The 23,911-nt window shown below is 52.5% G+C and carries 24 protein-coding genes and 1 other RNA gene; 13 read left to right on the top strand and 12 right to left on the bottom strand.

Going from position 1 to position 23,911, the window contains the following annotated elements; translation table 11 throughout:
* The first annotated feature begins 200 nt into the window (after positions 1–200).
* Entirely contained in the window at positions 201–1,010 is an 810-nt protein-coding gene (locus V6E55_RS10830) for a DeoR family transcriptional regulator (protein WP_316942784.1), read from the top strand.
* Between the two features lie 39 nt (positions 1,011–1,049).
* On the opposite strand, the gene garD is transcribed toward V6E55_RS10830, so the two are convergent.
* Positions 1,050–2,621, bottom strand: a complete 1,572-nt coding sequence (gene garD, locus V6E55_RS10835; RefSeq protein ID WP_236919822.1) for a galactarate dehydratase — start codon at positions 2,619–2,621, stop codon at positions 1,050–1,052.
* A gap of 336 nt (positions 2,622–2,957) precedes the next feature.
* Between garD and garL the strand changes: the two genes are divergently transcribed.
* The 11 genes from garL (at position 2,958) to V6E55_RS10890 (ending at position 16,138) form a co-directional block, all read left to right on the top strand.
* On the top strand, positions 2,958–3,728 hold the full coding sequence (gene garL / locus V6E55_RS10840; protein ID WP_316942785.1) for a 2-dehydro-3-deoxyglucarate aldolase: 771 nt from the start codon (positions 2,958–2,960) through the stop codon (positions 3,726–3,728).
* Between the two features lie 21 nt (positions 3,729–3,749).
* Complete coding sequence (garR, locus tag V6E55_RS10845) at positions 3,750–4,640, top strand: 2-hydroxy-3-oxopropionate reductase (RefSeq protein WP_316942786.1); 891 nt, start codon at positions 3,750–3,752, stop codon at positions 4,638–4,640.
* 59 nt (positions 4,641–4,699) lie between these two features.
* Positions 4,700–5,076: RNase P RNA component class A (gene rnpB, locus V6E55_RS10850), an RNA gene on the top strand.
* A 665-nt stretch (positions 5,077–5,741) separates the two neighbouring features.
* Complete coding sequence (tdcA, locus tag V6E55_RS10855; protein ID WP_028017080.1) at positions 5,742–6,662, top strand: transcriptional regulator TdcA; 921 nt, start codon at positions 5,742–5,744, stop codon at positions 6,660–6,662.
* 116 nt (positions 6,663–6,778) lie between these two features.
* Positions 6,779–7,768: a bifunctional threonine ammonia-lyase/L-serine ammonia-lyase TdcB gene (gene tdcB / locus V6E55_RS10860; RefSeq protein WP_316942788.1), complete on the top strand. Its 990-nt coding sequence runs from the start codon at positions 6,779–6,781 to the stop codon at positions 7,766–7,768.
* Positions 7,769–7,777: 9 nt separating this feature from the next.
* Positions 7,778–9,109, top strand: a complete 1,332-nt coding sequence (tdcC, locus tag V6E55_RS10865) for a threonine/serine transporter TdcC (RefSeq protein ID WP_028017082.1) — start codon at positions 7,778–7,780, stop codon at positions 9,107–9,109.
* A 30-nt stretch (positions 9,110–9,139) separates the two neighbouring features.
* Positions 9,140–10,348 carry a propionate kinase gene (gene tdcD, locus V6E55_RS10870; protein ID WP_316942789.1) on the top strand — a complete coding sequence of 403 codons (1,209 nt, stop codon included), beginning with the start codon at positions 9,140–9,142 and terminating at the stop codon, positions 10,346–10,348.
* 15 nt (positions 10,349–10,363) lie between these two features.
* A complete protein-coding gene (gene pflB / locus V6E55_RS10875) occupies positions 10,364–12,658 on the top strand; it encodes a formate C-acetyltransferase (RefSeq protein WP_316942790.1) in 2,295 nt (764 codons plus the stop codon).
* 150 nt (positions 12,659–12,808) lie between these two features.
* Positions 12,809–13,219, top strand: a complete 411-nt coding sequence (locus V6E55_RS10880; RefSeq protein WP_114978812.1) for a Spy/CpxP family protein refolding chaperone — start codon at positions 12,809–12,811, stop codon at positions 13,217–13,219.
* Between the two features lie 262 nt (positions 13,220–13,481).
* Entirely contained in the window at positions 13,482–14,813 is a 1,332-nt protein-coding gene (locus V6E55_RS10885; protein ID WP_129994910.1) for an amino acid permease, read from the top strand.
* A 20-nt stretch (positions 14,814–14,833) separates the two neighbouring features.
* The gene (locus tag V6E55_RS10890) at positions 14,834–16,138 is read left to right on the top strand and encodes an L-cysteine desulfidase family protein (RefSeq protein ID WP_316942792.1); all 1,305 of its coding nucleotides are present in this window, start codon (positions 14,834–14,836) and stop codon (positions 16,136–16,138) included.
* A gap of 31 nt (positions 16,139–16,169) precedes the next feature.
* Here V6E55_RS10890 and V6E55_RS10895 read toward each other — a convergent pair whose 3' ends face one another.
* Positions 16,170–16,871, bottom strand: coding sequence for a pirin family protein (locus V6E55_RS10895; RefSeq protein ID WP_114978809.1), 702 nt, complete (start codon positions 16,869–16,871; stop codon positions 16,170–16,172).
* 104 nt (positions 16,872–16,975) lie between these two features.
* Between V6E55_RS10895 and V6E55_RS10900 the strand changes: the two genes are divergently transcribed.
* The gene (locus V6E55_RS10900) at positions 16,976–17,878 is read left to right on the top strand and encodes a LysR family transcriptional regulator (protein ID WP_316942793.1); all 903 of its coding nucleotides are present in this window, start codon (positions 16,976–16,978) and stop codon (positions 17,876–17,878) included.
* Positions 17,879–17,919: 41 nt separating this feature from the next.
* Here V6E55_RS10900 and V6E55_RS10905 read toward each other — a convergent pair whose 3' ends face one another.
* From V6E55_RS10905 to exuR, 10 genes are all read right to left on the bottom strand, one after another.
* Positions 17,920–18,285, bottom strand: coding sequence for a DUF805 domain-containing protein (locus V6E55_RS10905; RefSeq protein WP_114978808.1), 366 nt, complete (start codon positions 18,283–18,285; stop codon positions 17,920–17,922).
* A gap of 107 nt (positions 18,286–18,392) precedes the next feature.
* Positions 18,393–19,379, bottom strand: a complete 987-nt coding sequence (locus V6E55_RS10910; protein ID WP_114978807.1) for a glutathione S-transferase family protein — start codon at positions 19,377–19,379, stop codon at positions 18,393–18,395.
* Positions 19,380–19,452: 73 nt separating this feature from the next.
* On the bottom strand, positions 19,453–19,845 hold the full coding sequence (locus V6E55_RS10915; protein WP_114978806.1) for a DoxX family protein: 393 nt from the start codon (positions 19,843–19,845) through the stop codon (positions 19,453–19,455).
* Between the two features lie 200 nt (positions 19,846–20,045).
* The gene (locus tag V6E55_RS10920) at positions 20,046–20,342 is read right to left on the bottom strand and encodes a YqjK-like family protein (protein ID WP_108090513.1); all 297 of its coding nucleotides are present in this window, start codon (positions 20,340–20,342) and stop codon (positions 20,046–20,048) included.
* Positions 20,339–20,737: a phage holin family protein gene (locus V6E55_RS10925; protein WP_114978805.1), complete on the bottom strand. Its 399-nt coding sequence runs from the start codon at positions 20,735–20,737 to the stop codon at positions 20,339–20,341. Before V6E55_RS10925 ends, V6E55_RS10920 begins: the two co-directional genes overlap by 4 nt.
* Positions 20,738–20,739: 2 nt before the next feature.
* Positions 20,740–21,045, bottom strand: coding sequence for a DUF883 family protein (locus V6E55_RS10930; protein WP_028017098.1), 306 nt, complete (start codon positions 21,043–21,045; stop codon positions 20,740–20,742).
* A gap of 29 nt (positions 21,046–21,074) precedes the next feature.
* Positions 21,075–21,443 (bottom strand): DUF1090 domain-containing protein, encoded by a 369-nt coding sequence (locus V6E55_RS10935; protein ID WP_114978804.1) that lies wholly within the window; start codon positions 21,441–21,443, stop codon positions 21,075–21,077.
* Between the two features lie 143 nt (positions 21,444–21,586).
* Positions 21,587–21,961: an EnvZ/OmpR regulon moderator MzrA gene (gene mzrA / locus V6E55_RS10940; RefSeq protein ID WP_129994913.1), complete on the bottom strand. Its 375-nt coding sequence runs from the start codon at positions 21,959–21,961 to the stop codon at positions 21,587–21,589.
* A 2-nt stretch (positions 21,962–21,963) separates the two neighbouring features.
* Positions 21,964–22,626, bottom strand: coding sequence for a DedA family general envelope maintenance protein YqjA (gene yqjA, locus V6E55_RS10945; RefSeq protein WP_114978802.1), 663 nt, complete (start codon positions 22,624–22,626; stop codon positions 21,964–21,966).
* 343 nt (positions 22,627–22,969) lie between these two features.
* A complete protein-coding gene (gene exuR, locus V6E55_RS10950; RefSeq protein ID WP_028017102.1) occupies positions 22,970–23,746 on the bottom strand; it encodes a transcriptional regulator ExuR in 777 nt (258 codons plus the stop codon).
* Positions 23,747–23,911 lie beyond the last annotated feature (165 nt).

The raw sequence follows: 23,911 nt of genomic DNA on the forward strand, positions 1-23,911 counted from the left end.
TTAATCCTGCATCATGGTGGTATAAAAATAAAACGAAAGATAATAGTTTTCCGATCTGTTTCACAAAAGAAACATAATGAAAGGTTTCAGCGCCGGGTGAGCTTGCCACTGGTCGTCAGACAGGGCTTGCATTCCCGTAAAAGAAAGGCCTTAATAAGCAAAACGAAATGAAACGAAAGTTTATTGATTAAGGAGCTCGCATGAGCAGCACCGATTCATCCGCAGAAAAGCGCATCACCGGCACCAGTGAAAGGCGAGAGCAAATTATTCAGCGGTTGCGGGCGCAGGGAAGCGTGCAGGTTAACGATCTTTCTCATTTATATGGTGTTTCGACGGTAACGATCCGCAACGACCTGGCCTTCCTTGAGAAGCAGGGCATTGCCGTGCGCGCTTACGGTGGTGCACTGATTTGTGAAGGTCATGGACAAGGCGTTGAACCTTCAGTGGAAGATAAAAGTTCGCTGAATACGGCCGTAAAGCGCAGTATTGCGCAGGCGGCCGCTGAGCTGGTGAAGCCAGGGCACCGTATCATTCTGGATTCTGGCACCACGACGTTTGAAATCGCCCGTATGCTGCGCCAGCATACGGACGTGATTGCTATGACCAACGGCATGAATGTCGCGAACGCGTTGCTGGAAGCGGAAGGGGTGGAATTGCTGATGACTGGCGGGCATTTACGCCGTCAGTCGCAATCTTTCTATGGCGACCAGGCGGAGCAATCATTACAGAATTACCATTTTGATATGCTGTTCCTGGGTGTCGACGCCATCGATCTCGATCGCGGTGTAAGCACGCATAACGAAGATGAAGCCCGTCTGAATCGCAAAATGTGTGAGGTGGCGGAGCGGATTATTGTCGTGACTGACTCCAGTAAGTTTAACCGCTCAAGCCTGCATAAAATCATTGATACCCAACGCATTGATATGATTATTGTCGACGAAGGTATTCCGGCTGAAAGTCTGGAAGGGTTACGCAAGATTGGGATAGACGTGGTGTTGGTTAAGGAATAATTGTGACCCTCTCCCGCTCGGGGAGAGGGTCGGCGTTAATCAGGTCACCGGTGCCGGGTTAAACACCGCCAGCTGATTATGTAATCCCCATTGGTCAGAGAAGGTTTTCTTGCGACCGCTCGCCACATCCAGAATGAAGTGGAATAGCTTCCAGCCCACATCCTCAATACTTTCTTCCCCGGTGGCGATAGTACCTGCGTTGATATCCATTAAATCATACCAGCGGTTTGCCAGCTCGGTGCGGGTTGCCATCTTGATCACCGGAACCGCCATCAGGCCGTACGGTGTGCCGCGTCCAGTGGTAAAGACCTGCACTGTAATACCAGACGCGACTTGCTGCGTACCGCACACAAAATCGCTGGCCGGAGTTGCCGCGTAAATCAGGCCGCGTCGGGTTGGACGCTGGCCCGGTGAAAGGACTTCAACAATGGCGCTCTGACCGGATTTGGCAATCGAGCCGAGGGCTTTTTCCACCACGTTCGCCAGACCGCCTTTTTTGTTGCCCGGAGAGGGGTTGGCGCTACGGTCGGTTTTGCCCATATCGAGATAATTATCGTACCAGGCCATCTCCTCAAGCAGACGTTTGCCCACCTCTTCATTGATGGCGCGCGGGGTAAGCAGATGGATAGCGTCACGCACTTCAGTCACTTCGGAGAACATCACCGTGGCACCACAGCGAACAAACAGATCGGACGCGTAGCCTACCGCCGGGTTGGCGGTCACGCCGGAAAACGCATCGCTGCCGCCGCACTGTGTTCCTACCACCAGCTCAGAGGCCGGGCAGGTTTCACGCTGGCGTTTGTTCAGCTTATCGAGATGGCGTTCTGCCACCTGAAGAATATCATCGACCATCGATCTAAAACCGACGTGGTGCTCGTCCTGCAAACGCACGATACTGGCATCGCTGACCGGGATAGCTTTCACGTCCTCGGTCCCCTGCAGCAGGCGTTCAGGCTGCAGCTTTTCACAGCCGAGGCCAATGACCATCACCTCGCCGCCGAAGTTAGGGTTCAGGGCGATATTGTGAATGGTACGGACAGGCACAACAGCCGCCGGTGCATTGATGGCCACACCGCAGCCATAAAGGTGATTCAGGCCGACTACGCCATCCACGTTCGGGTATTTCGGCAGCAGGTCGCGTTCAATAATTTTCACCACATAATCCACCACGCCTGCCACACAGTGCACGCTGGTGGTAATGCCGAGCAGGTTTTTGGTGCCGACACTACCGTCGGCATTGCGATAACCGTCGAAGGTATAGCCTTCCAGTGGAGGGAGTGGTTCAGGCACACGGGTTGCCAGCGGGAGTGTGTTCAGGGGCGGTGCTTTTGGCAGCTCGACCAGCGACTCTTCAACCCAGCTACCCTGCGGAATGGCGCGAATGGCATAACCAATCACCTCTCCGTAACGCACAATTTCACCGTGAGCGGGGATATCCACAAGCGCGACTTTATGTCCCTGCGGAATATGCTCGATCAACTCCAGCCCGTTCGGGAAACGGGTCCCCGCTTTTAAGCCATTGTCGTTGACAATAATCGCCACATTATCGGTGTCGTGTACTTTTATATAAAACGCCGTCGGCAACGCTTGTCGAATTTCAATATCGGCCATTGTTCAGTATTCTCCAGCAAGAGTCTGATAATAAATGCAGCCAATTTTCTTATGGCAGAAATAAAGCATGTCAGGAGATAAGGGACGAGAATGTGATCTCGATCGCCCCAGAACCCGTAATGCCTGATTCTGTGCATCAGCGCGCAGTGATTCGTGCAAATGCTCAAAATATTATCAAAACGGACAACAATACTTGAGCATTAAAACAATGTGTCGCGGTGATGTGCGGATTATACTGAATGACGATTTTATAACGCCGAAATTAAGTCAGAAAATAAATATAACGCTGGCAATAAATATACGGAATAAGGCTGCGGAATTAAAAAGGTAAACGCGATGAATAACGATATTTTCCCAAATAAGTTTAAAGCGTCCCTCGCGGCGCATCAGATCCAGATTGGTTGCTGGTCCGCGCTGGCAAATCCCATCAGCACCGAAGTGCTGGGCCTGGCCGGTTTCGACTGGCTGGTACTGGACGGTGAGCATGCGCCGAACGATATCAATACGTTTATTCCGCAGTTGATGGCACTCAAAGGTAGCCAGAGCACGCCGGTGGTGCGTGTGCCAACCAACGAACCGGTGATCATCAAACGTCTGCTGGATATCGGCTTCTACAACTTCCTGATCCCGTTTGTGGAAACGAAAGAAGAGGCGGCGCGGGCCGTGGCCGCAACGCGCTATCCCCCGGAAGGGATCCGTGGTGTATCTGTTTCGCATCGCGCCAATATGTTTGGCACTGTGCCGGACTACTTCGCGCAGTCCAATAACAACATCAGCATCCTGGTACAGATTGAGAGTCAGCAGGGGGTTGATAACGTTGACGCCATTGCTGCTACACACGGCGTCGACGGCATCTTTGTTGGCCCGAGTGACCTGGCTGCGGCGTTGGGACACCTGGGTAATGCGGGTCACCCGGACGTACAGCATGCCATTCAACACATCTTTGCCCGCGCCAAAGTCCATGGCAAACCGTGCGGTATTCTGGCACCGGTTGAAGCTGACGCTCGTCGTTATCTGGAATGGGGAGCCACCTTTGTGGCTGTCGGCAGTGACCTCGGCGTATTCCGCTCAGCCACGCAGAAATTAGCGGACGCTTTTAAAAAATAACCATCATTGAGGAAACAGATTATGACGCTGAAAGTCGGTTTTATTGGCCTGGGGATCATGGGTAAACCAATGAGTAAGAACCTCATCAAAGCGGGTTACTCACTGGTGGTTTCAGACCATAATCCGCAAGCTGTGGCTGAGGTTATTGCTGCGGGTGCCGAAACGGCCACCACAGCCAGAGCCATTGCTGAGCAGTGTGACGTCATCATCACCATGCTGCCAAACTCTCCGCATGTAAAAGAGGTCGCTCTGGGTGAGAATGGCATTATCGACGGTGCGAAGCCAGGTCTGGTACTGATTGATATGAGCTCTATTGCTCCCCTCGCAAGCCGTGAAATCAGCGAAGCGTTGAAAGCGAAAGGCGTCGATATGCTGGATGCGCCGGTCAGCGGTGGTGAACCGAAAGCGATCGACGGCACGCTGTCGGTGATGGTCGGCGGCGAAAAAGCGATCTTCGACAAATACTACGATCTGATGAAAGCGATGGCTGGCTCTGTGGTGCACACCGGTGACATCGGGGCGGGTAACGTGACCAAGTTGGCGAACCAGGTAATTGTGGCGCTGAATATTGCTGCGATGTCCGAAGCGCTGACGCTGGCAACCAAAGCGGGCGTCAACCCGGACCTGGTCTACCAGGCAATCCGTGGCGGTCTGGCGGGAAGTACCGTGCTGGATGCTAAAGCACCGATGGTGATGGATCGTAACTTCAAACCTGGTTTCCGCATCGACCTGCATATTAAAGATCTGGCAAACGCACTGGATACTTCTCACGGCGTGGGGGCGCAACTGCCGCTGACCGCCGCCGTGATGGAAATGATGCAGGCCCTGCGTGCCGATGGCATGGGGACGGCCGACCACAGTGCCATTGCGTGCTACTACGAAAAACTGGCGAAGGTGGAAGTCGTGCGTTAATCACGTCTTGCCCACACCTGAGGGTGACAGCGGCGCGCAAACCCTCTATACTGCGCGCCGAAGCTGACCAGACAGTCGCCGCTTCGTCGTCGTCCCCTTCGGGGGAGACGGGCGGAGGGGAGGAAAGTCCGGGCTCCATAGGGCAGGGTGCCAGGTAACGCCTGGGGGGGAAACCCACGACCAGTGCAACAGAGAGCAAACCGCCGATGGCCCGCGCAAGCGGGATCAGGTAAGGGTGAAAGGGTGCGGTAAGAGCGCACCGCGCGGCTGGTAACAGTCCGTGGCACGGTAAACTCCACCCGGAGCAAGGCCAAATAGGGGTTCACATGGTACGGCCCGTACTGAACCCGGGTAGGCTGCTTGAGCCAGTGAGCGATTGCTGGCCTAGATGAATGACTGTCCACGACAGAACCCGGCTTATCGGTCAGCTTCAACTTCTTTTAAAACCCCGCTTCGGCGGGGTTTTTGCTTTCTGTACCACCCTGCTCATGTTTACAAATGACATCAATTCTCAAAATTGCGACACTAAGCACATTTCACTATTTTATTGCTCAATAACTCAAGTTGGGCTCGGTAGAGGATCGCAATCACAAAATTTCACGCTAAGAAATGCTGAATTCTCAGTGTTATGGGTTTGTTATGAATATTGTCATTATGATCTCTAATGTTTTCTGATTTGATATGCGTATTTTGAAATCAAATACATTTGCCCCGTGAATATGTGATGCATTCCACTCTTTTTCAGTAACCTGAAAATTCAGCCCTGAAAAATTTGATAAATTGAAAGAATGTTATAACCAAATAATGGTTATTAATTGCCCTTTAATTGCCTGAAAGATAGCCTTTATTGATTTTTTTAGACCAAAGAAATTTATCAGGGTTATCGCCATAAAATAAATTTATTACCGCTATTTTTGTTGATCAATATCAGCGTATTGACGTATTTTGTATCGTCTAAATGATTGATAAATAAGTTGTTTAATGGTGTCTTGCACGGGTGGTTAGCGGTCCTGAAAAGCAAATTGTGAGTAACAGCACATACCCCTTTAAACAATATTGAGTAGAATCCACCCCGTCATAGGGAAATAAGCGCAGAATATTATGAACACTATTATTCTACCGAAAACACAGCACCTCGTGGTATTTCAGGAAGTCATTAAAAGTGGCTCCATAGGTTCTGCAGCAAGACAACTGGGTCTGACACAACCAGCGGTCAGCAAAATCATCAGCGATATCGAATCCTACTTCGGTGTTGAAGTGATGGTGCGTAAAAACACCGGCGTAAAACTGACTGCCGCAGGCCAGGTTCTGCTCTCATACTCAGAGTCGATCACGCGTGAGATGAAAAACATGGTGAGCGAGATCAACAGTTTGAGTTTCAGCACCGTTATGGATGTCTCCTTTGGCTATCCGTCTCTGATCGGCTTTACCTTCCTGTCCGAAATGATCAAAAAATTCAAGGAAGTGTTCCCGAAAGCACGTGTCTCCATGTATGAAGCGCAGTTGTCATCCTTCCTCCCGGCCATTCGCGACGGTCGGCTGGATTTCGCCATCGGGACGCTGAGCGATGAGATGCTTCTGCAGGATCTGCACGTTGAACCACTGTTTGAGTCCGAGTTTGTGCTCGTCGCCAGTAAAACACGAACGTGCACCGGTTCGACAACACTGGCATCACTCACACATGAGCAGTGGGTGATGCCGCAAACCGATATGGGCTACTACAAAGAACTCCTGACCACCCTGCAAGACAATCACATCAGCATTGAAAACATCGTCCAGACCGATTCCGTTGTCACCATTTATAACCTTGTGCTGAATGCCGATTATTTGACGGTCATTCCCCGCGACATGATTGCACCGTTCGGCTCCGATCAGTTTATTGTCCTGCCAGTGGAAGATGAATTACCCGTGGCGCGTTATGCCGCCGTGTGGTCAAAAAATTACAGAATTAAAAAATCAGCGTCAGTATTAGTTGAGCTGGCAAAACAATATGCATCACTCACCAGTGAAAGACGACGATGATTTAATAAAACCCAGATAAGCATTAAACCTGTTTTAAAGCACCCAGAGTTTGTTTTATTCATGCTCTGATACCCTGACTTTGCCCGAAAAGAATGAATTATTATAACGAGGATATTATGCACATTACCTACGATCTCCCGGTAACCATTGAAGATATTCAGGACGCCAGAAAACGGCTGGCAGGTAAAATATATAAAACCGGCATGCCCCGTTCGAATTATCTCAGTGAACGTTGTAAGGGCGAAATATTCCTGAAGTTTGAGAACATGCAGCGTACCGGTTCGTTTAAGATCCGTGGTGCGTTTAACAAATTAAGCTCTTTGACTGACGCTGAAAGACGCAAAGGAGTTGTTGCCTGCTCCGCGGGAAACCATGCGCAGGGGGTGTCCCTTTCCTGTGCTATGCTCGGTATCGACGGCAAAGTTGTGATGCCAATGGGCGCGCCGAAATCCAAAGTGGCCGCGACGCGTGACTACTCGGCGGAAGTGGTGTTGCACGGTGATAATTTCAACGACACCATCGCTAAAGTCAGCGAAATCGTTGAGATGGAAGGGCGTATTTTTATTCCACCTTACGACGATCCGAAAGTGATTGCCGGCCAGGGCACCATCGGCCTGGAAATCCTCGAAGATTTGTACGACGTGGATAATGTGATTGTCCCTATCGGTGGCGGCGGATTAATTGCCGGGATTGCCACAGCGATTAAATCAATCAACCCGACGATTAATATTATCGGTGTACAGTCTGAAAACGTTCACGGAATGGCGGCCTCCTGGCAGGCCGGAGAAATAACCAACCATCGTGTTACCGGCACATTAGCCGACGGTTGCGACGTTTCGCGTCCGGGTAAATTAACCTTCGAAATTGTTCGTGAATTAGTCGATGACATTGTGCTGGTCAGTGAAGACGATATTCGTAACAGCATGATAGCCCTTATTCAGCGAAATAAAGTGGTGACAGAAGGCGCTGGCGCGCTGGCCTGTGCCGCGTTATTAAGCGGCAAACTTGACCACTATATTCAGGGTCGTAAAACCGTCTGCATTATTTCCGGCGGTAATATCGACCTCTCTCGTGTTTCCCAAATTACCGGCTTCGTTGACGCATAAAGGTGACCTATGAGCAACACAGAAAGCATTATCGTTGGTCAGACAAAAACGTCCTCCTGGCGTAAGTCTGATACCACCTGGACCCTGGGCCTGTTTGGTACCGCTATTGGCGCAGGCGTGCTGTTCTTCCCTATCCGCGCAGGCTTTGGTGGGTTGATCCCCATCCTGCTGATGTTGGTTCTTGCGTTCCCGATTGCGTTTTACTGCCACCGCGCGCTGGCGCGTCTCTGTCTGTCCGGCAGCAACGTCTCCGGCAACATCACCGAAACGGTGGAAGAGCATTTCGGTAAGACCGGCGGGGTGGTCATCACTTTCCTCTACTTCTTCGCCATTTGCCCGCTGCTGTGGATTTACGGTGTCACCATTACTAACACCTTTATGACTTTCTGGGAAAACCAGCTCCAGCTACCTGCGCTTAACCGCGGCGTGGTGGCGCTGTTCCTGCTGCTGTTGATGGCCTTTGTTATCTGGTTCGGTAAAGACCTGATGGTGAAGGTAATGAGCTTCCTAGTGTTTCCGTTTATCGCCAGTCTGGTGCTGATTTCCCTGTCGCTGATCCCTTACTGGAACTCAGCAGTCATCGACCAGGTCAACCTGAGCGACATCGCTTTCACCGGTCATGACGGCATTCTGGTCACGGTGTGGTTGGGGATCTCCATCATGGTCTTCTCCTTTAACTTCTCGCCGATTGTCTCCTCATTCGTAGTCTCCAAACGCGAAGAGTACGAACCGGAGTTCGGTAAAGAGTTTACCGAGCAGAAATGCTCCAAAATTATCGGTCGCGCCAGCATGCTGATGGTCGCCGTGGTGATGTTCTTCGCTTTTAGCTGCCTGTTTACGCTCTCTCCGCAGAACATGGCGGATGCCAAAGCGCAGAACATTCCGGTGCTTTCATACCTGGCGAACCACTTTGCCTCCATGTCAGGAACCAAATCGACGTTTGCCACAGTGCTGGAATACGGTGCTTCCATCATTGCGCTGGTCGCTATCTTCAAATCTTTCTTCGGTCACTATCTGGGCACGCTGGAAGGGCTGAACGGTCTGATCCTCAAGTTCGGTTACAAGGGCGATAAGAAGAAAGTCTCCGTAGGCAAGCTGAACACCATCAGCATGGTGTTCATCATGGGCTCCACCTGGGTTGTCGCTTACGCCAACCCGAACATTCTCGACCTTATCGAAGCCATGGGTGCGCCAATCATCGCCTCTCTGCTGTGCCTGTTACCGATGTATGCCATCCGCAAAGCACCGGCTATGGCGAAATTTAAGGGCAGACCCGAGAACATCTTCGTTACCGTTGTGGGTCTGCTGACCATTCTGAATATCGTTTACAAACTGTTCTAAATCATTGCTCAGGAAGAGCGGAGTAACACCATGATTGAGTTTCCGGTTGTACTGGTTATTAACTGCGGTTCGTCCTCTGTTAAGTTTTCGGTGCTCGATGCCAGTAACTGTGATGCCCTGATGACGGGGATTGCAGATGGCATCAACACTGAAAAAGCCTTTATTTCCGTGAATGGGGGTGAGCCAGCCACACTGGCTCACCATGACTACGAAGGGGCGTTGGCTGCCATCGCCCTGGAACTGGAGAAGCGTAACCTGATGAGCAGCGTGGCCTTGATTGGCCATCGTATTGCTCATGGCGGCGACCTCTTCAGCGAGTCGACCCTGATTACGGATAAGGTGATTGAACAGATCCGTCAGGTTTCTCCCCTGGCACCACTACATAACTACGCCAATCTCAGCGGTGTAGAAGCCGCTGAACGCCTGTTCCCGGGCATACAGCAGGTGGCAGTGTTCGATACCAGCTTCCATCAGACGCTGCCGCCGCAGGCCTATCTGTATGGTTTGCCTTACCGCTATTTTGAAGCGCTGGGCGTGCGTCGCTACGGCTTCCATGGCACTTCTCATCGCTATGTGGCCGGGCAGGCACATACGCTTATCGGGCTGTCCCCCGATGACAGCGGCCTGGTGATTGCCCATCTCGGCAACGGGGCATCCATCTGTGCGGTGCGCAACGGTGAAAGTGTCGACACGTCCATGGGGATGACGCCGCTGGAAGGGCTGGTGATGGGCACGCGCTGTGGCGATGTGGATTTTGGCGCAATGGCGTGGATTGCCCAGCAGACAGGTCAGTCATTCGAGGATCTGGAGCGGGTGGTAAACAAAGAGTCCGGTCTGCTGGGGATCTCCGGGATTTCCTCAGATCTGCGGGCGCTCGAAAAAGCCTGGCACGAGGGCAATGAACGGGCGCAACTGGCAATACACACTTTTGTGCACCGCATCGCGCGGCATATCGCGGGTCACGCGGCGTCGCTGCATCGTCTTGATGGCGTGGTGTTCACCGGCGGTATTGGTGAGAACTCAAGGCTCATCCGTGCGCTGGTGGCTGACCATCTCAAGGTCTTTGGTATCACCCTCGACGAGACTAAAAACGCCGCGCCGGGCAGCGCGGGTGAGCGCGTCATTAGCACCGATTCGTCCCGCGTGGTCTGCGCGGTGATCCCTACCAATGAAGAAAAAATGATCGCGCTGGATGCCCTCCGTCTTGGGAAGGTGACTCCGGCTGCGGCTTACGCCTGATAAAGCGAGAATCAAATGAAAGTAACAATTGATACAGGCGTCGCGCCATACAGCGACGCATGGGCCGGGTTTCGCGGTGAAGAATGGAAAAACACCGTCAACGTGCGCGATTTTATTCAGCATAACTACACCCCTTATGAAGGCGATGAAGCTTTCCTCGCGCAGGCGACGCCTGCAACGACGGCGCTCTGGCAGAAGGTAATGGTCGGCATTCGCCAGGAGAATGCCACCCATGCCCCGGTGGATTTTGATACTAACATCGCCACCACAATTACTGCTCATGGGCCTGGTTATATCGACCAGGATCTGGAGACCATTGTCGGCCTGCAGACTGACAAACCGCTCAAACGCGCCCTGCATCCGTATGGCGGGATCAACATGATCCGCAGTTCGTTCGAAGCCTATGGCCGCGAAATGGATCCGCAGTTTGAATACCTGTTTACCGACCTGCGTAAAACCCATAACCAGGGGGTGTTTGACGTCTATTCGCCGGAGATGATGCGCTGCCGTAAATCCGGCGTGTTGACCGGTTTGCCGGACGGCTACGGGCGCGGACGCATCATCGGTGACTATCGTCGCGTGGCGCTATACGGGATCGCTTATCTGGTGCGCGAGCGTGAACTCCAGTTTAAGGATCTGCAGGGCAGGCTGGAGCGCGGTGAAGATCTGGAGGCGACGATCCGCTTGCGTGAAGAGCTGGCGGAGCATAAGCGTGCGCTGCTGCAGATCCAGCAGATGGCGGCGAACTATGGCTTTGATATTTCACGTCCGGCGATAAACGCCCAGGAAGCGGTGCAATGGGTCTACTTTGCCTATCTGGCGGCGGTGAAATCTCAAAATGGCGGGGCGATGTCGCTGGGGCGCACGGCCTCGTTCCTCGATATCTATATTGAACGTGACATGCAGGCAGGACGCTTGAATGAAGTCCAGGCGCAGGAGTTGATCGACCACTTCATCATGAAGATCCGAATGGTGCGTTTCTTGCGTACGCCGGAGTTCGACACGCTCTTCTCCGGCGATCCGATCTGGGCGACGGAAGTGATCGGCGGGATGGGGCTGGATGGGCGCACGCTGGTGACCAAAAACAGCTTCCGCTATTTACACACCCTGCACACCATGGGGCCAGCGCCGGAGCCGAACCTGACGATCCTCTGGTCGGAAAAACTGCCGATAGCGTTCAAGAAATACGCCGCGCAGGTGTCGATCGTTACCTCGTCGCTGCAGTATGAGAACGACGATCTGATGCGGGCTGACTTCAACAGTGACGACTACGCAATAGCCTGCTGCGTTAGCCCGATGGTGATCGGCAAGCAGATGCAGTTCTTTGGCGCCCGCGCCAACCTGGCGAAAACGCTGCTGTACGCAATTAACGGTGGGGTGGATGAAAAGCTGAAGATCCAGGTGGGACCGAAAACCGAGCCGCTGCTGGATGAAGTGCTGGATTACGATACCGTGATGGCGAGCCTCGATCACTTTATGGACTGGCTGGCGGTGCAGTACATCAGCGCGCTGAATCTCATTCACTATATGCATGATAAGTACAGCTACGAGGCTTCGCTGATGGCGCTGCACGACCGGGACGTATACCGCACCATGGCCTGCGGCATTGCTGGCCTGTCGGTGGCGGCGGATTCCCTGTCGGCCATTAAATATGCCACGGTGAAACCGGTTCGCGACCATACCGGTCTGGCGGTTGATTTCGTGATTGAAGGCGACTACCCGCAGTACGGCAACAATGATGACCGCGTGGACAGTATTGCCTGCGATCTGGTTGAGCGTTTTATGAAGAAAATCCAGGCGCTGCCAACCTACCGAAATGCGGTACCGACCCAGTCGATCCTCACCATCACCTCTAACGTGGTGTACGGCCAGAAGACCGGGAACACGCCGGACGGACGCCGCGGCGGCACACCGTTTGCGCCTGGCGCGAACCCGATGCACGGCCGCGACAGAAAAGGGGCGGTAGCCTCGCTGACGTCGGTTGCCAAGCTACCGTTCACCTATGCGAAAGACGGCATCTCCTATACCTTCTCGATTGTGCCGCAGGCGCTGGGTAAGGACGAACTGGTTCGCAAAACCAACCTGGTGGGGTTACTGGACGGCTACTTCCACCACGAAGCGGCTATCGAAGGCGGGCAGCATCTGAACGTCAACGTCATGAACCGGGAAATGCTCCTGGATGCCATTGCGCATCCGGAGAACTATCCGAACCTGACGATCCGAGTTTCAGGCTATGCGGTGCGTTTTAATGCGCTGACACGCGAGCAGCAGCAGGATGTGATTTCGCGAACGTTTACTCAATCGATCTGACAAAAGCGAGTTCTCATGCCCCCTTTGCAGGGGGCATTTTTTTGCCCGCTAAACATACAAAATTGTTTATATAATTATTCACACATATTCATCCGCTCTTGAAAAACAATACGCCTGCTTTTCCCTATAACAGAATGTAAGGACAGTAAGATGATGAAAATGACCCGTATTGCTTTGGTTGCAGTATCGCTGGCGGTATGCAGTTTTACGGCACAGGCCGCTAACGTAGAGGCTGCCCCGTCTCCAGCGCAGGATCCGCTGGTACAGCATCTGAAGCTCAGCAATGAGCAGGTTAAGAAGATTGAAGATCTGCATAAGCAGTTGGAACAAAATGTCAGTAAGATCCCGATGACGGGCGTGAAGGACGGTGCGCTGATCGACATGTTCCAGGCGGGTAAATGGGACGAAAGCACAGTGAAAAGCCAGCTTACCGCATTCAGCAAAATTGAAGAGCAGACCCGTTACTACCGCGTGAAATATTACTTCGATGTCAGCCAGGTTCTGACACCGGAACAGCGTAAACAGATTAGAACGGATATGGCTAACGCACTGGCCGAGTGATTTCGTACCCGCGCCTGGCGCGGGTTTTTTATTTCTTGATCGCCATCACTTTTAGAAAATTAATGACCTTTCTCTTAATTGAGGAGTAAATTTTCCTTTCGACCCAGTAAATCCTCACAAAACTTGTGACTTTTTTCTCCCTCTCTCCAGATATGATCTTTCCACACCAATAACACACACCTGCAGCTGTCTGAATCGCAATCGCTGGCGATCGGAACCCTATAAAAACAATTGATTACCCTACAAAATAAGCGAGTGCCCAATGGATACGGCAACAAACAGCAGTGTGATTGTGAATGATTCCCCGGCGGCTAGACGAGCGGGGATGCGTGAAAGCGAATGGCGAGAGGCGATTAAATTCGACAGCACCGATACAGGCTGGGTCATCATGAGTATCGGGATGGCTATCGGTGCGGGGATTGTTTTTCTGCCGGTACAGGTAGGATTAATGGGGCTGTGGGTCTTTTTACTTTCCTCGATTATTGGTTATCCGGCCATGTATTTGTTCCAGCGTCTGTTTATTAATACGCTGGCCGAATCCCCGGAATGCAAAGATTACCCGAGCGTCATTAGCGGTTATTTAGGTAAAAACTGGGGCATCTTATTAGGTGCGCTCTATTTCGTGATGCTGGTGATCTGGATGTTTGTCTATTCCACGGCCATCACCAACGACAGCGCCTCGTATTTACATACCTTTGGTGTCACAGACACTCTGCTCTCGGAAAACCCTTTTTATGGTTTATTCCTGATCTGCATTCTGGTCGCCATTTCATCGCGCGGTGAACAGTTACTGTTTAAAGTATCCAGCCTGATGGTGCTGACCAAATTATTCGTGGTTGCCGCGCTGGGTCTGTCAATGATTGGTCTTTGGCATTTAGCCAATGTCGGCATGCTGCCACCAATGGGCCTGCTGATTAAAAACGCCATTATTACGCTGCCCTTTACCTTAACGTCCATTCTCTTTATTCAAACCTTAAGCCCGATGGTCATCTCCTATCGTTCACGGGAAAAATCGGTTGAGGTGGCGCGGCACAAAGCATTGCGGGCAATGAATATTGCTTTTGGCGTGCTGTTTGTGACGGTCTTTTTCTATGCTGTCTCCTTCACGCTGGCAATGGGCCACGATGAGGCGGTAAAAGCCTACGAACAGAATATTTCTGCCCTGGCGATCGCGGCGCAGTTTATCAGTGGTGATGGTGCGGGCTGGGTCAAGATTGTCAGCGTGATCCTGAATATCTTTGCCGTAATGACCGCATTCTTCGGTGTCTATCTCGGCTTTCGCGAGGCTACGCAGGGTATCGTGATGAACATCCTGCGTCGCAAAATGCCAGCAGAAAAAATCAATGAAAACAACGTTCAGCGCGGCATTATGCTGTTCGCCATCCTGCTGGCCTGGAGCGCAATTGTATTAAACGCGCCGGTGCTGAGCTTCACTTCCATTTGTAGCCCCATCTTCGGCATGGTGGGCTGCCTAATCCCTGCATGGCTGGTCTACAAAGTCCCGGCACTGCATAAATATAAAGGCGTATCGCTGGTGATCATTGTCATCACCGGGTTGCTGCTTTGTGTTTCTCCTTTCCTCGCATTCTCCTGAGGGTAAATAAGGTCGTAACGATGTCTGAGCAAACTCAAATTTTATGGAAGCAATTTATTCGAACGGTGCAGGAAGAAGTTAAACCTGCACTTGGGTGTACCGAACCGGTTTCTCTGGCGTTGGCCTGCGCGATTGCTGCGGAGCATCTGTCAGGTGACGTCACGCAGATTGAGGCGTGGGTATCACCGAATCTGATGAAAAATGGGCTTGGCGTGACGGTGCCGGGCACCGGCATGGTCGGTTTACCCATTGCGGCGGCGCTGGGGGCCATTGGCGGCAACGCGCAGGCCGGGCTGGAGGTGTTGAAAGATGTCACAGCCGATGCGCTGTCACGTGCTAAAGCTCTGCTGGAAGCAGGTCAGGTGCAGGTGAAACTACAGGCGCCGTGCGATGAAATTCTTTACTCCCGAGCCTGCGTTTACGCCGGGAATTCCTCGGCAATGGTGACTATCGCCGGTGGACATACGCGAGTAGTGGAGGTAGTTTGCCAGGGGACAACGCGCTTTGCGCTTGACGATCAGCAAGGCGAGGTGAGTGACGATCCGTTGGCAGTGCTGTCAAACACTACGCTGTCGCAGATCCTTGAGTTTGTGGAACACGTTCCGTTTGAGGCCATCCGTTTTATCCTGGAGGCCGGGAAGTTGAATGATGCCCTCTCCCGTGAAGGGCTCAGTGGGAAGTGGGGGCTGCACATTGGCGCAACACTCAATAAACAACGGTCGCGTGGATGGATGGCGCAGGATCTGGGGTCGGACATTGTTATCCGTACCAGCGCGGCCTCTGACGCCAGGATGGGCGGTGCGACGCTACCTGCGATGAGCAATTCCGGGTCCGGGAATCAGGGGATCACCGCTACCCTACCGGTAGTGGTAGTCGCTGAACACGTTCAGGCTGATGACGAACGACTCGCACGAGCTCTGATGTTGTCACATCTTTCGGCAATCTACATTCATTCCCAGCTTCCACGTTTGTCGGCACTGTGTGCGGCCACCACGGCAGCAATGGGGGCTGCGGCAGGAATGGCCTGGCTGATGGGCGGAAGCTACCAGACTATCTCAATGGCGATTGGCAGTATGATCGGTGACGTCAGCGGGATGATCTGCGATGGGGCGTCTAACAGCTGCGCCATGAAAGTTTCTACCAGCGTGGCAAGTAGCTGGAAAGCGGTGATGATGGCGCTGGATGATTCTGCTGTGACGGGAAATGAAGGGATTGTGGCGCATGATGTAGAGCAATCGATCGCGAATCTGTGCGCGCTTGCGTGCCGCTCAATGCAGGCAACGGATCAGCAAATTATTGAGATTATGGCGCGTAAGGTGTCGTGAATTTTCCCCCTCACTTCAGAGGGGGAATAGATTACACCGGCAAATCAATCAACAACGCTCTCAGTGGTGTATCAGCAACCAGCGTAATATTCGCTTCATCACGAATAAACGCTCCATCACCACAGGTGAGCGCTTCTTTCTCTTCCGTGTGCGTCACCGCATGCACCGTGCCGTGGATTGACTGCAGATAGGCTCGCGGGCCATGAAGCTGGAAGCTTGCCTGTTCGCCTTTCTTCAGTTCAATGTGATGCAGCCATACCTGCTGGCGCAGTTGCAGACTGCCTTTACTACCGTCCGGGGAGGCAATCAACTGCTGCTTATCGCCCGTCAGGTCTACCTTCTGTACCGGTGGATTTTCTCGCTCCGGACAGGCATCGAGCCAAAGTTGCATACGGGTCAGCGTCTTCTCTTTGCTGAGGTTATGCTCGCTGTAGCTGATGCCTGGCTGTGTGGAAATCAACAACGCTTCGCCAGCCTTTGCCTGGACATGATTGCCCTCGCTATCGCGGTATTCTGCCTCGCCTTCCAGGATCAGGTTCAGGATATCGACTTTCGGGTACGTTCGCGGCTGGAAGGCGCTGCCCGGGGCGAGCACTTCCTGATTTAACACGCGCAATGAAGCGTAACCGAGGAGTTTCGGGTCAAAGTAGTGTCCAAAGGAAAAGGTGTAGCGGGCCTGCAGCCAACCGAAATCGGCTTGTCCGCATTGTTTAGCTGTTCTTGTCGTAATCATAAACTTGACCTCTCTTTACACTAAAACAATGGTAAAGGTATGGACGCTTCATTGTTAGCCAGATATTCTGCCGGGTATGTTCAAATTTCCTGAATGAGAACGAGATGGCTAAAGAGAGAGCATTGACGCTTGAGGCGCTTCGCGTCATGGACGCAATTGACCGACGTGGCAGTTTTGCGGCGGCGGCAGATGAACTGGGGCGCGTTCCATCTGCGCTGAGCTACACCATGCAGAAGCTGGAGGAAGAGCTGGACGTGGTGCTGTTTGACCGCTCCGGTCATCGAACAAAATTCACCAACGTTGGGCGGATGCTGCTGGAGCGTGGTCGTGTCCTGCTGGAGGCGGCGGACAAGCTGACGACGGATGCCGAAGCACTGGCACGAGGCTGGGAAACCCATCTGACACTGGTTACCGAAGCACTGGTACCCACCGAAGCACTGTTTCCGCTTGTAGACCGCCTCGCAGATAAGGCGAACACCCAGCTGTCGATCATTACTGAGGTACTGGCTGGTGCATGGGAGCGTCTGGAGACGGGTAGGGCGGATATCGTTATTGCCCCGGACATGCACTTCCGTTCCTCGTCGGAAATCAACTCCCGCAAGCTCTATAGCGTGATGAACGTCTATGTCGCTGCACCCAATCACCCAATCCATCAGGAGCCTGAGCCGCTCTCTGAAGTGACGCGTGTGAAGTATCGCGGCGTGGCGGTAGCGGATACCGCACGTGAACGTCCGGTGCTAACGGTGCAACTGCTGGATAAACAACCTCGTTTGACGGTGACTTCACTGGAAGATAAACGGCAGGCGTTGCTGGCTGGCCTGGGCGTGGCGACCATGCCGTACTCGTTTGTCGAAAAAGACATTGCAGAAGGGCGGCTGCGCGTTGTCAGCCCGGAATATAGCCACGAGGTGGATATCATTATGGCGTGGCGTCGCGACAGTATGGGCGAAGCCAAATCATGGTGTTTACGCGAAATCCCGAAGCTTTTCGCTCATTATAATAAATAGAACTGTAGGCCCGGTAAGCGCAAGCGCCACCGGGCAATGAATCAGGCATTGAGTTTAGGGTCGGCACCAAAGCGGTTTTCGCCTGGCGTGCCGCTCTGACAGTTGAAGATCAAGATGACAATCCAGCCCACAACCGGGATCAACAGCAGCAATAGCCACCATGCTGAACGATCGGTGTCATGTAGTCGGCGGAACTGTACGGCCCAGGAGGGCAGCAGAATAAATATGCCGTAAATGGATGTGAGAACACCTTCCCCGCTCGCCCGCTCCCAGCCCAGAATTTTATCCACAATACCCAGCACCAGGATGAAAATGAAGTTCACCAGAACGAACATCCAGTACTCTTTACGGCGCGCACGGCCACCAAATCCAATGTAGTTACGCAGTACTTTTAAATACCAGTCCATTTTTCCCTGCCTCTGTAATCGGTCAATCACTTGTTTTCTAAGCGATCGAGATAAGGATAGATGGAGATTGTGAATTAAAAAAGGGCATCTATTGATACCCTTAATATTTAGCGGAAACGGACGTCACGACCGTGCGGCTCATTCAGATCCTGCCACGGGCCAATGGAGATAATGCCCGTTGGGTTGATGGTCTTATGGCTGCGGTAGTAGTGGGTGCGAATGTGGTCAAAATCGACCGTTTCGGCAATACCTGGTGTCTGGTAGATGTCACGCAGAAAACCATACAGGTTCAGGTAGTCACTGATGCGGTGCTTGTCGCATTTAAAGTGGGTGACATACACCGGATCAAAGCGCACCAGCGTGGTCCACAAACGAATATCTGCTTCCGTCAGTCGGTTGCCTGTCAGATAGCGATGCTGACCGAGGAGCTGTTCCAGACGCGCCAGCGATTCAAACACTTTCCCGACCGCTTCGTCATACGCCTCCTGGCTGGTGGCAAAACCGGCCTTGTAGACACCGTTATTGACGTTGTCGTAAATCCAGCTGTTCAGCTCATCAATCTTATCGCGCAGTTCAACCGGATAATAATCTCCGGCGCGAGCGCCATGGGCATCAAACGCGGTGTTGAACATGCGGATAATCTCCGCAGACTCGTTGCTGACGATTGTCTGGTTTTTCTTGTCCCACAATACCGGAACGGTAACGCGCCCGGTGTAGTGCGGATCGGCACGCAGATACAGTTGGTACAGGAAATCGTGGTGATAGAGATCGTCTCCCGTTGCTGCAGGGAAATCGGCGTCAAACGTCCAGCCATTTTCCAGCATCAGCGGGTTCACCACCGAAACGGGAATTAAGGACTCAAGACCTTTGAGCTTGCGTACAATCAGCGTGCGGTGCGCCCACGGACAAGCGAGTGAAACATAAAGATGGTAACGGTCTTTCTCGGCCGCAAACCCGCCTTCGCCGCTCGGGCCTGGAGCACCATCGGCAGTCAGCCAGTTACGGAAGGCGGAAACTGAGCGCTTGAAGCGGCCTCCGGTAGATTTGGTGTCATACCAGACATCCTGCCAGATGCCGTCTACGAGTTGTCCCATTTTTTTCTCCTCCGTCAGATAGCAAAAGCGAGGAGATATCCCCTCGCTTGTGTTCATTCAGTATAGCGTGTGCTTACCATTTCTTGTTCAGAACACGGTCGATGCTGTATGCGCCTGGGCCAGTGATGGCCAGCAGCAGGAAACCACCAGCAATAGTCAGGTTTTTCATGAACATCAGGGAGTTCACGCCTTCAGCAAAGTTGCTGTGGAAGAGGAACGCCGTCAGTACGGTAAAGCCAGCGGTAAACAGTGCTGTGGTACGGGTCAGGAAGCCGAACAGAACTGCCAGACCGCCGCCGAACTCAAGCAGGATGGTCAGTGGCAGCAGGAACCCCGGCACGCCCATGGCTTCCATATACTGCTGGGTACCCGCATAACCGGTGATTTTGCCCCAACCTGCAACGATGAACAGAATTGGCATCAGAATACGCGCGACCAGTACACCAACATCTTCTAATTTTTTCATTTTACTCTCCAGGAAACCACATTAGCGGCTGAACTTTATTTGTCTGCAATTCCGGGTAGATACCGCGTTCTTGCTGTCGATGGAGAGAATCATAAACGTGACGAATGACAATTGTTAGCAAGGAAAACTGTCAATCTTTTTCAAAGATATTGAGGAAGGGGGGATTTTGCCGGGTGGCGCAGCGCCACCCGGCGAGAAGGCTACCGCAGCTGCTGCTGGCGCAGTGTTGCTTTCACCAGACGCCAGGCGCTCCAGACTCCAAAGCCCCGACGCGTCCAGCGAATAAGCTTACTTGGGTGACGAACGCCCCAGATAGCCATAATGCTGGTGCCGACCAGCGCCCAGGAACGAACGTTCAGGAAGGTATTCCAGCCACGATCGAGCGGACGCGTCGCCTCGATCCAGTCGCGGCGGCTGGCTGACAGATCCAGCCTCTGCTGCTGGATCTGGCTTAACAGAAACGCTTTACGTTTCTGGCGTTCGGCTTTGTCGCTCACGGCTTGTCATCCTCCAGCAGGGCGCGATCGTTAGCCAGTTCCTGGCGCGTGTGGCGCAGGAAAGTGGATTTACGTGCTTTACGCAGTGTCCATATACCGCCAATCAACGCTGCCAGCAGCAGGACGACGGTGGTGGCAATCATCGCGTTTAGACGATACTGCGGGTCAATGGCCCAGATGATGAGTACCATCAGGCTCATCAGACCGAACGCGGCGAAGAGCATGGTCAGCCCGAGCATCAGCAGTATCTGGAAGAGGTTCGCTTTTTCCTCTTCCAGCTCAACGACGGCTAGCCGGATACGGGTTTCGGCGATGCCGACCAGCGTAGTTAAAATACGCTGGCCGATGCCGAGGACGTTTTTAGCAGGCCCTTGTGCGTGACGAGGATCTTCCATAATCAACGACGCGTGAGCAGGACACCCAGTACTACACCTACCGCGGCACCAATACCTACGCCCGTCCAGGGATTATCCCGAACATATTCATCAGCACGTGCAGCGGCTTCGCGGGTTTGCTTCGCCAGCGCATCACCCGTTTCACCCAGACGGTGGCGACTCTCTTTCAGCGCTTGTTCCGCTTTGCTACGCAGTTTGCTGACTTCTTCCTTAGATTTATCGGCGGAGGAGTTCAGCACCTCTTCCAGAGTGTCAGCCAGGGATTTCAGTTCAGCGCGCAGATTTTCAGACGTCGTATCTTTTGACATGATTTTCTCCTGTTGAGATTTCCGTTAACTCAATAATCGCGAGCTTCCAGCGCTTTCAGGTCATCCTGCGCTTCTTTCAACTTCTTCTCGCGCTTAGCAATTTTTTCCGCATCCCCTTTCTCTTTCGCTTCCTGCAGGTCGCGACGGCGCTCGGCTATCTCGTCCTTCTGTTCAGCGATTTTTTTCTGGTGGTCAGCACGAAGCTTGCTGTCTGAACAGTTCGCTTTCACTTCGCTCAGTGCTTTTTTAAGACCCTCAACACGGTGCTGATTATTATGCTTTTCGGCATAACCGATCTCACGCTGAATATCCTGTTCTTTCTCCTGACAGAGAGAGGTTGCGAAGGACGCTGTGCTTAAAGAAAAAAGTGCCAGAGCAAGAGTAATGCGGAATTTCATTATCGAAACCTTCCATTGTGTTACGGCGTAAGCCGCTATCCAAAGTTATGCGGAGTACATTTGAGGGGTGCTCCGCGTACTTAAGCATAGTAAGTAAACGGGGGATTCACCAAAGTGAGTGAAAAGATTCGGAATCCTGGAAATTATCCAAGCCGATGCGACGTATCACGAATCAATGACAACCAGGCTGTAGGCTGGCTGTCATCTTCCTGCTGGGCAATGATATATCCTTGCGGCAGCGTTCGGTCGAGAACCACTTTCGCGGCGGCGCTTTGCGCACGGGAATCAAACGTGATCAGTAAAACATCATCCTTCGGGGTGATGCTCTTAAAGCGGATCCCGTTCGCATCCAGATGATGCCAGACAGAAAAACCATCTGGCACGCTGGCACCCTGAGTAACCGGACGAATGGCCAGCGTAGACTCCTGATGCGAAAGCGCGCTCCAGACCAGAAGCATGGCACTAACAAGCACCAGGGCGATCAGGGCGTACGCACAACGACGCAGGGAGATAACCATTGTTAGCTCCTGGCTCCGTATTTTTTCTTCCACAGGACAACCAGTGAACCAATCAGACCGAAGACCAGCAGAACAACGGGCAGCAGCATCAGGCACGACATCAGCTGATCTTCATACTTCATGAAGACAGGGGTTTTACCCAGCGCATAGCCCAGCGTTGTCAGGATCAGCACCCATAACAAGCCACTCATCCAGTTAAAGAACTGGAAGCGTGTGCTGCTCAATCCGGACAGACCCGCAATGGTTGGCAACAGGGTGCGTACAAAGGCGATAAAGCGGCCAATCAGCAACGCGGAGAGCCCGTGCTTATGGAAAAGGTGGTGCGCCCGCTGGTGATAATGGGCAGGAAGATGAGAGAGCCAGTTCTGCACGAGCCGGGTATTGCCCAGCCATCGTCCCTGGATATAGCTCACCCAACAGCCGAGGCTTGCGGCGACGGTCAGAAGAAAAATGGTTTGTGGAAACGCCATTGCCCCTTTGGCGCACAGTACGCCGACAAGCACCAGCAAGCTGTCACCGGGTAAAAAGGCGGCAGGCAGCAAACCGTTCTCAAGGAACAGGATCATAAACAAGACAAAATAGAGCATGCCAATCATGGAAGGGTTGGCCAGCGTTTCAAAATCCTGCGCCCAGAGGGCATGCAGTAGTTGGGTCAAAAGTTCCATTCAGTGTTCCTGGAAATCGGTTAACGTCACGCCTGTTATCCGGGACAAACAGCACGGCGACATTGTAGTGATTTCATTATGGTCGCTCGCGGACACATTGCGGTGTGGCCAACACTGTTCCCTGTTAATTGGCTGGTTAGCAAGCACTAACTTACAAAATAAGGAATTGAATCCAATTGTAACAAAGCCCAACGGTCTGCGTCACAGAATTTGCGGGGTGGGATGATTTTGGCGTAAGCCCAGGAAGTGAGCGAGGGGATTTACAAAGGCTGACACTATATATGTTTTGCTTACCCACGTAAGCCGGAAGGCGCAACGAAGCGCCTGCCAGCGAAAAGGTGATCTATTTTGCGGCACTGGATGCCGTATCGAGATGAACGACGGGATTATCGGCAAAAAGATAGCGGTCAGCGTTAAATTCAAAGTCGTCGCTGGTTTCATTGAACAGCATCAGCTTCGTATTTTCCAGGTGCTGCCACATCGCCAGTTTAGCGGCATGAGGATCTTTACGAATCAGCGCCTTAAGGATTTGATCGTGATCGTCACACCAGTTGTCGACAGTACGGGAATCGATATGGTCGTGAAGTTTCTTCCAGTACGGGTTGTGAACACGCTGAGTCCACATTTTCTCAACGATTGCCGCCAGCGCCGTATTTTGAGTTGCCAGGGCGACCTGAACGTGGAATTGCAGATCCCACTCTGAATCCCGGAAACATTTTTCCTTACGGGCATTCTCCTGGATTTCCATCAATTTCATGATGTCCTGCTTGGTCACCTGCGTTGCGGCGAATTCCGCAATATTGCTTTCGATCAGCTGGCGAGCCTGGAGCAGCTCAAAAGGACCATAGCTGGCGAATTCCAGACTTTCATCTGCGACCGGAGAGTGTTTCGGCTGATTCGAAATCACATGAATACCGGAACCTTTGCGCACTTCAACATACCCTTCCACTTCCAGCATGATAATCGCTTCGCGGACAACGGTACGGCTCACGCTTTTTTCATCAGCGATGAAGCGCTCGGCGGGGAGTTTATCACCGACAAGATAGACACCTTGCTCGATACGATCTTTCAGCTCGGCAGCAAGTTGCTGATATAAACGACGTGGTTCGGTGATTTCCATATGCGCTCCAGGCAGGGTACGGCGGATGATTTGTTATACCACTTTTGCGTGCCAGTCTCCAGATTTCGCCATGAAAAAAGCCGCCCGAATGAAGTGAACCCCATATATTGGACACTTTCTTAACTGGCGGCTGACATGGCCTGAGTTCGGTATTGTACCGGACTC

It is taken from the genome of Enterobacter sp. 342 (assembly GCF_036663495.1).
Taxonomy (GTDB): Bacteria; Pseudomonadota; Gammaproteobacteria; order Enterobacterales; family Enterobacteriaceae; genus Enterobacter.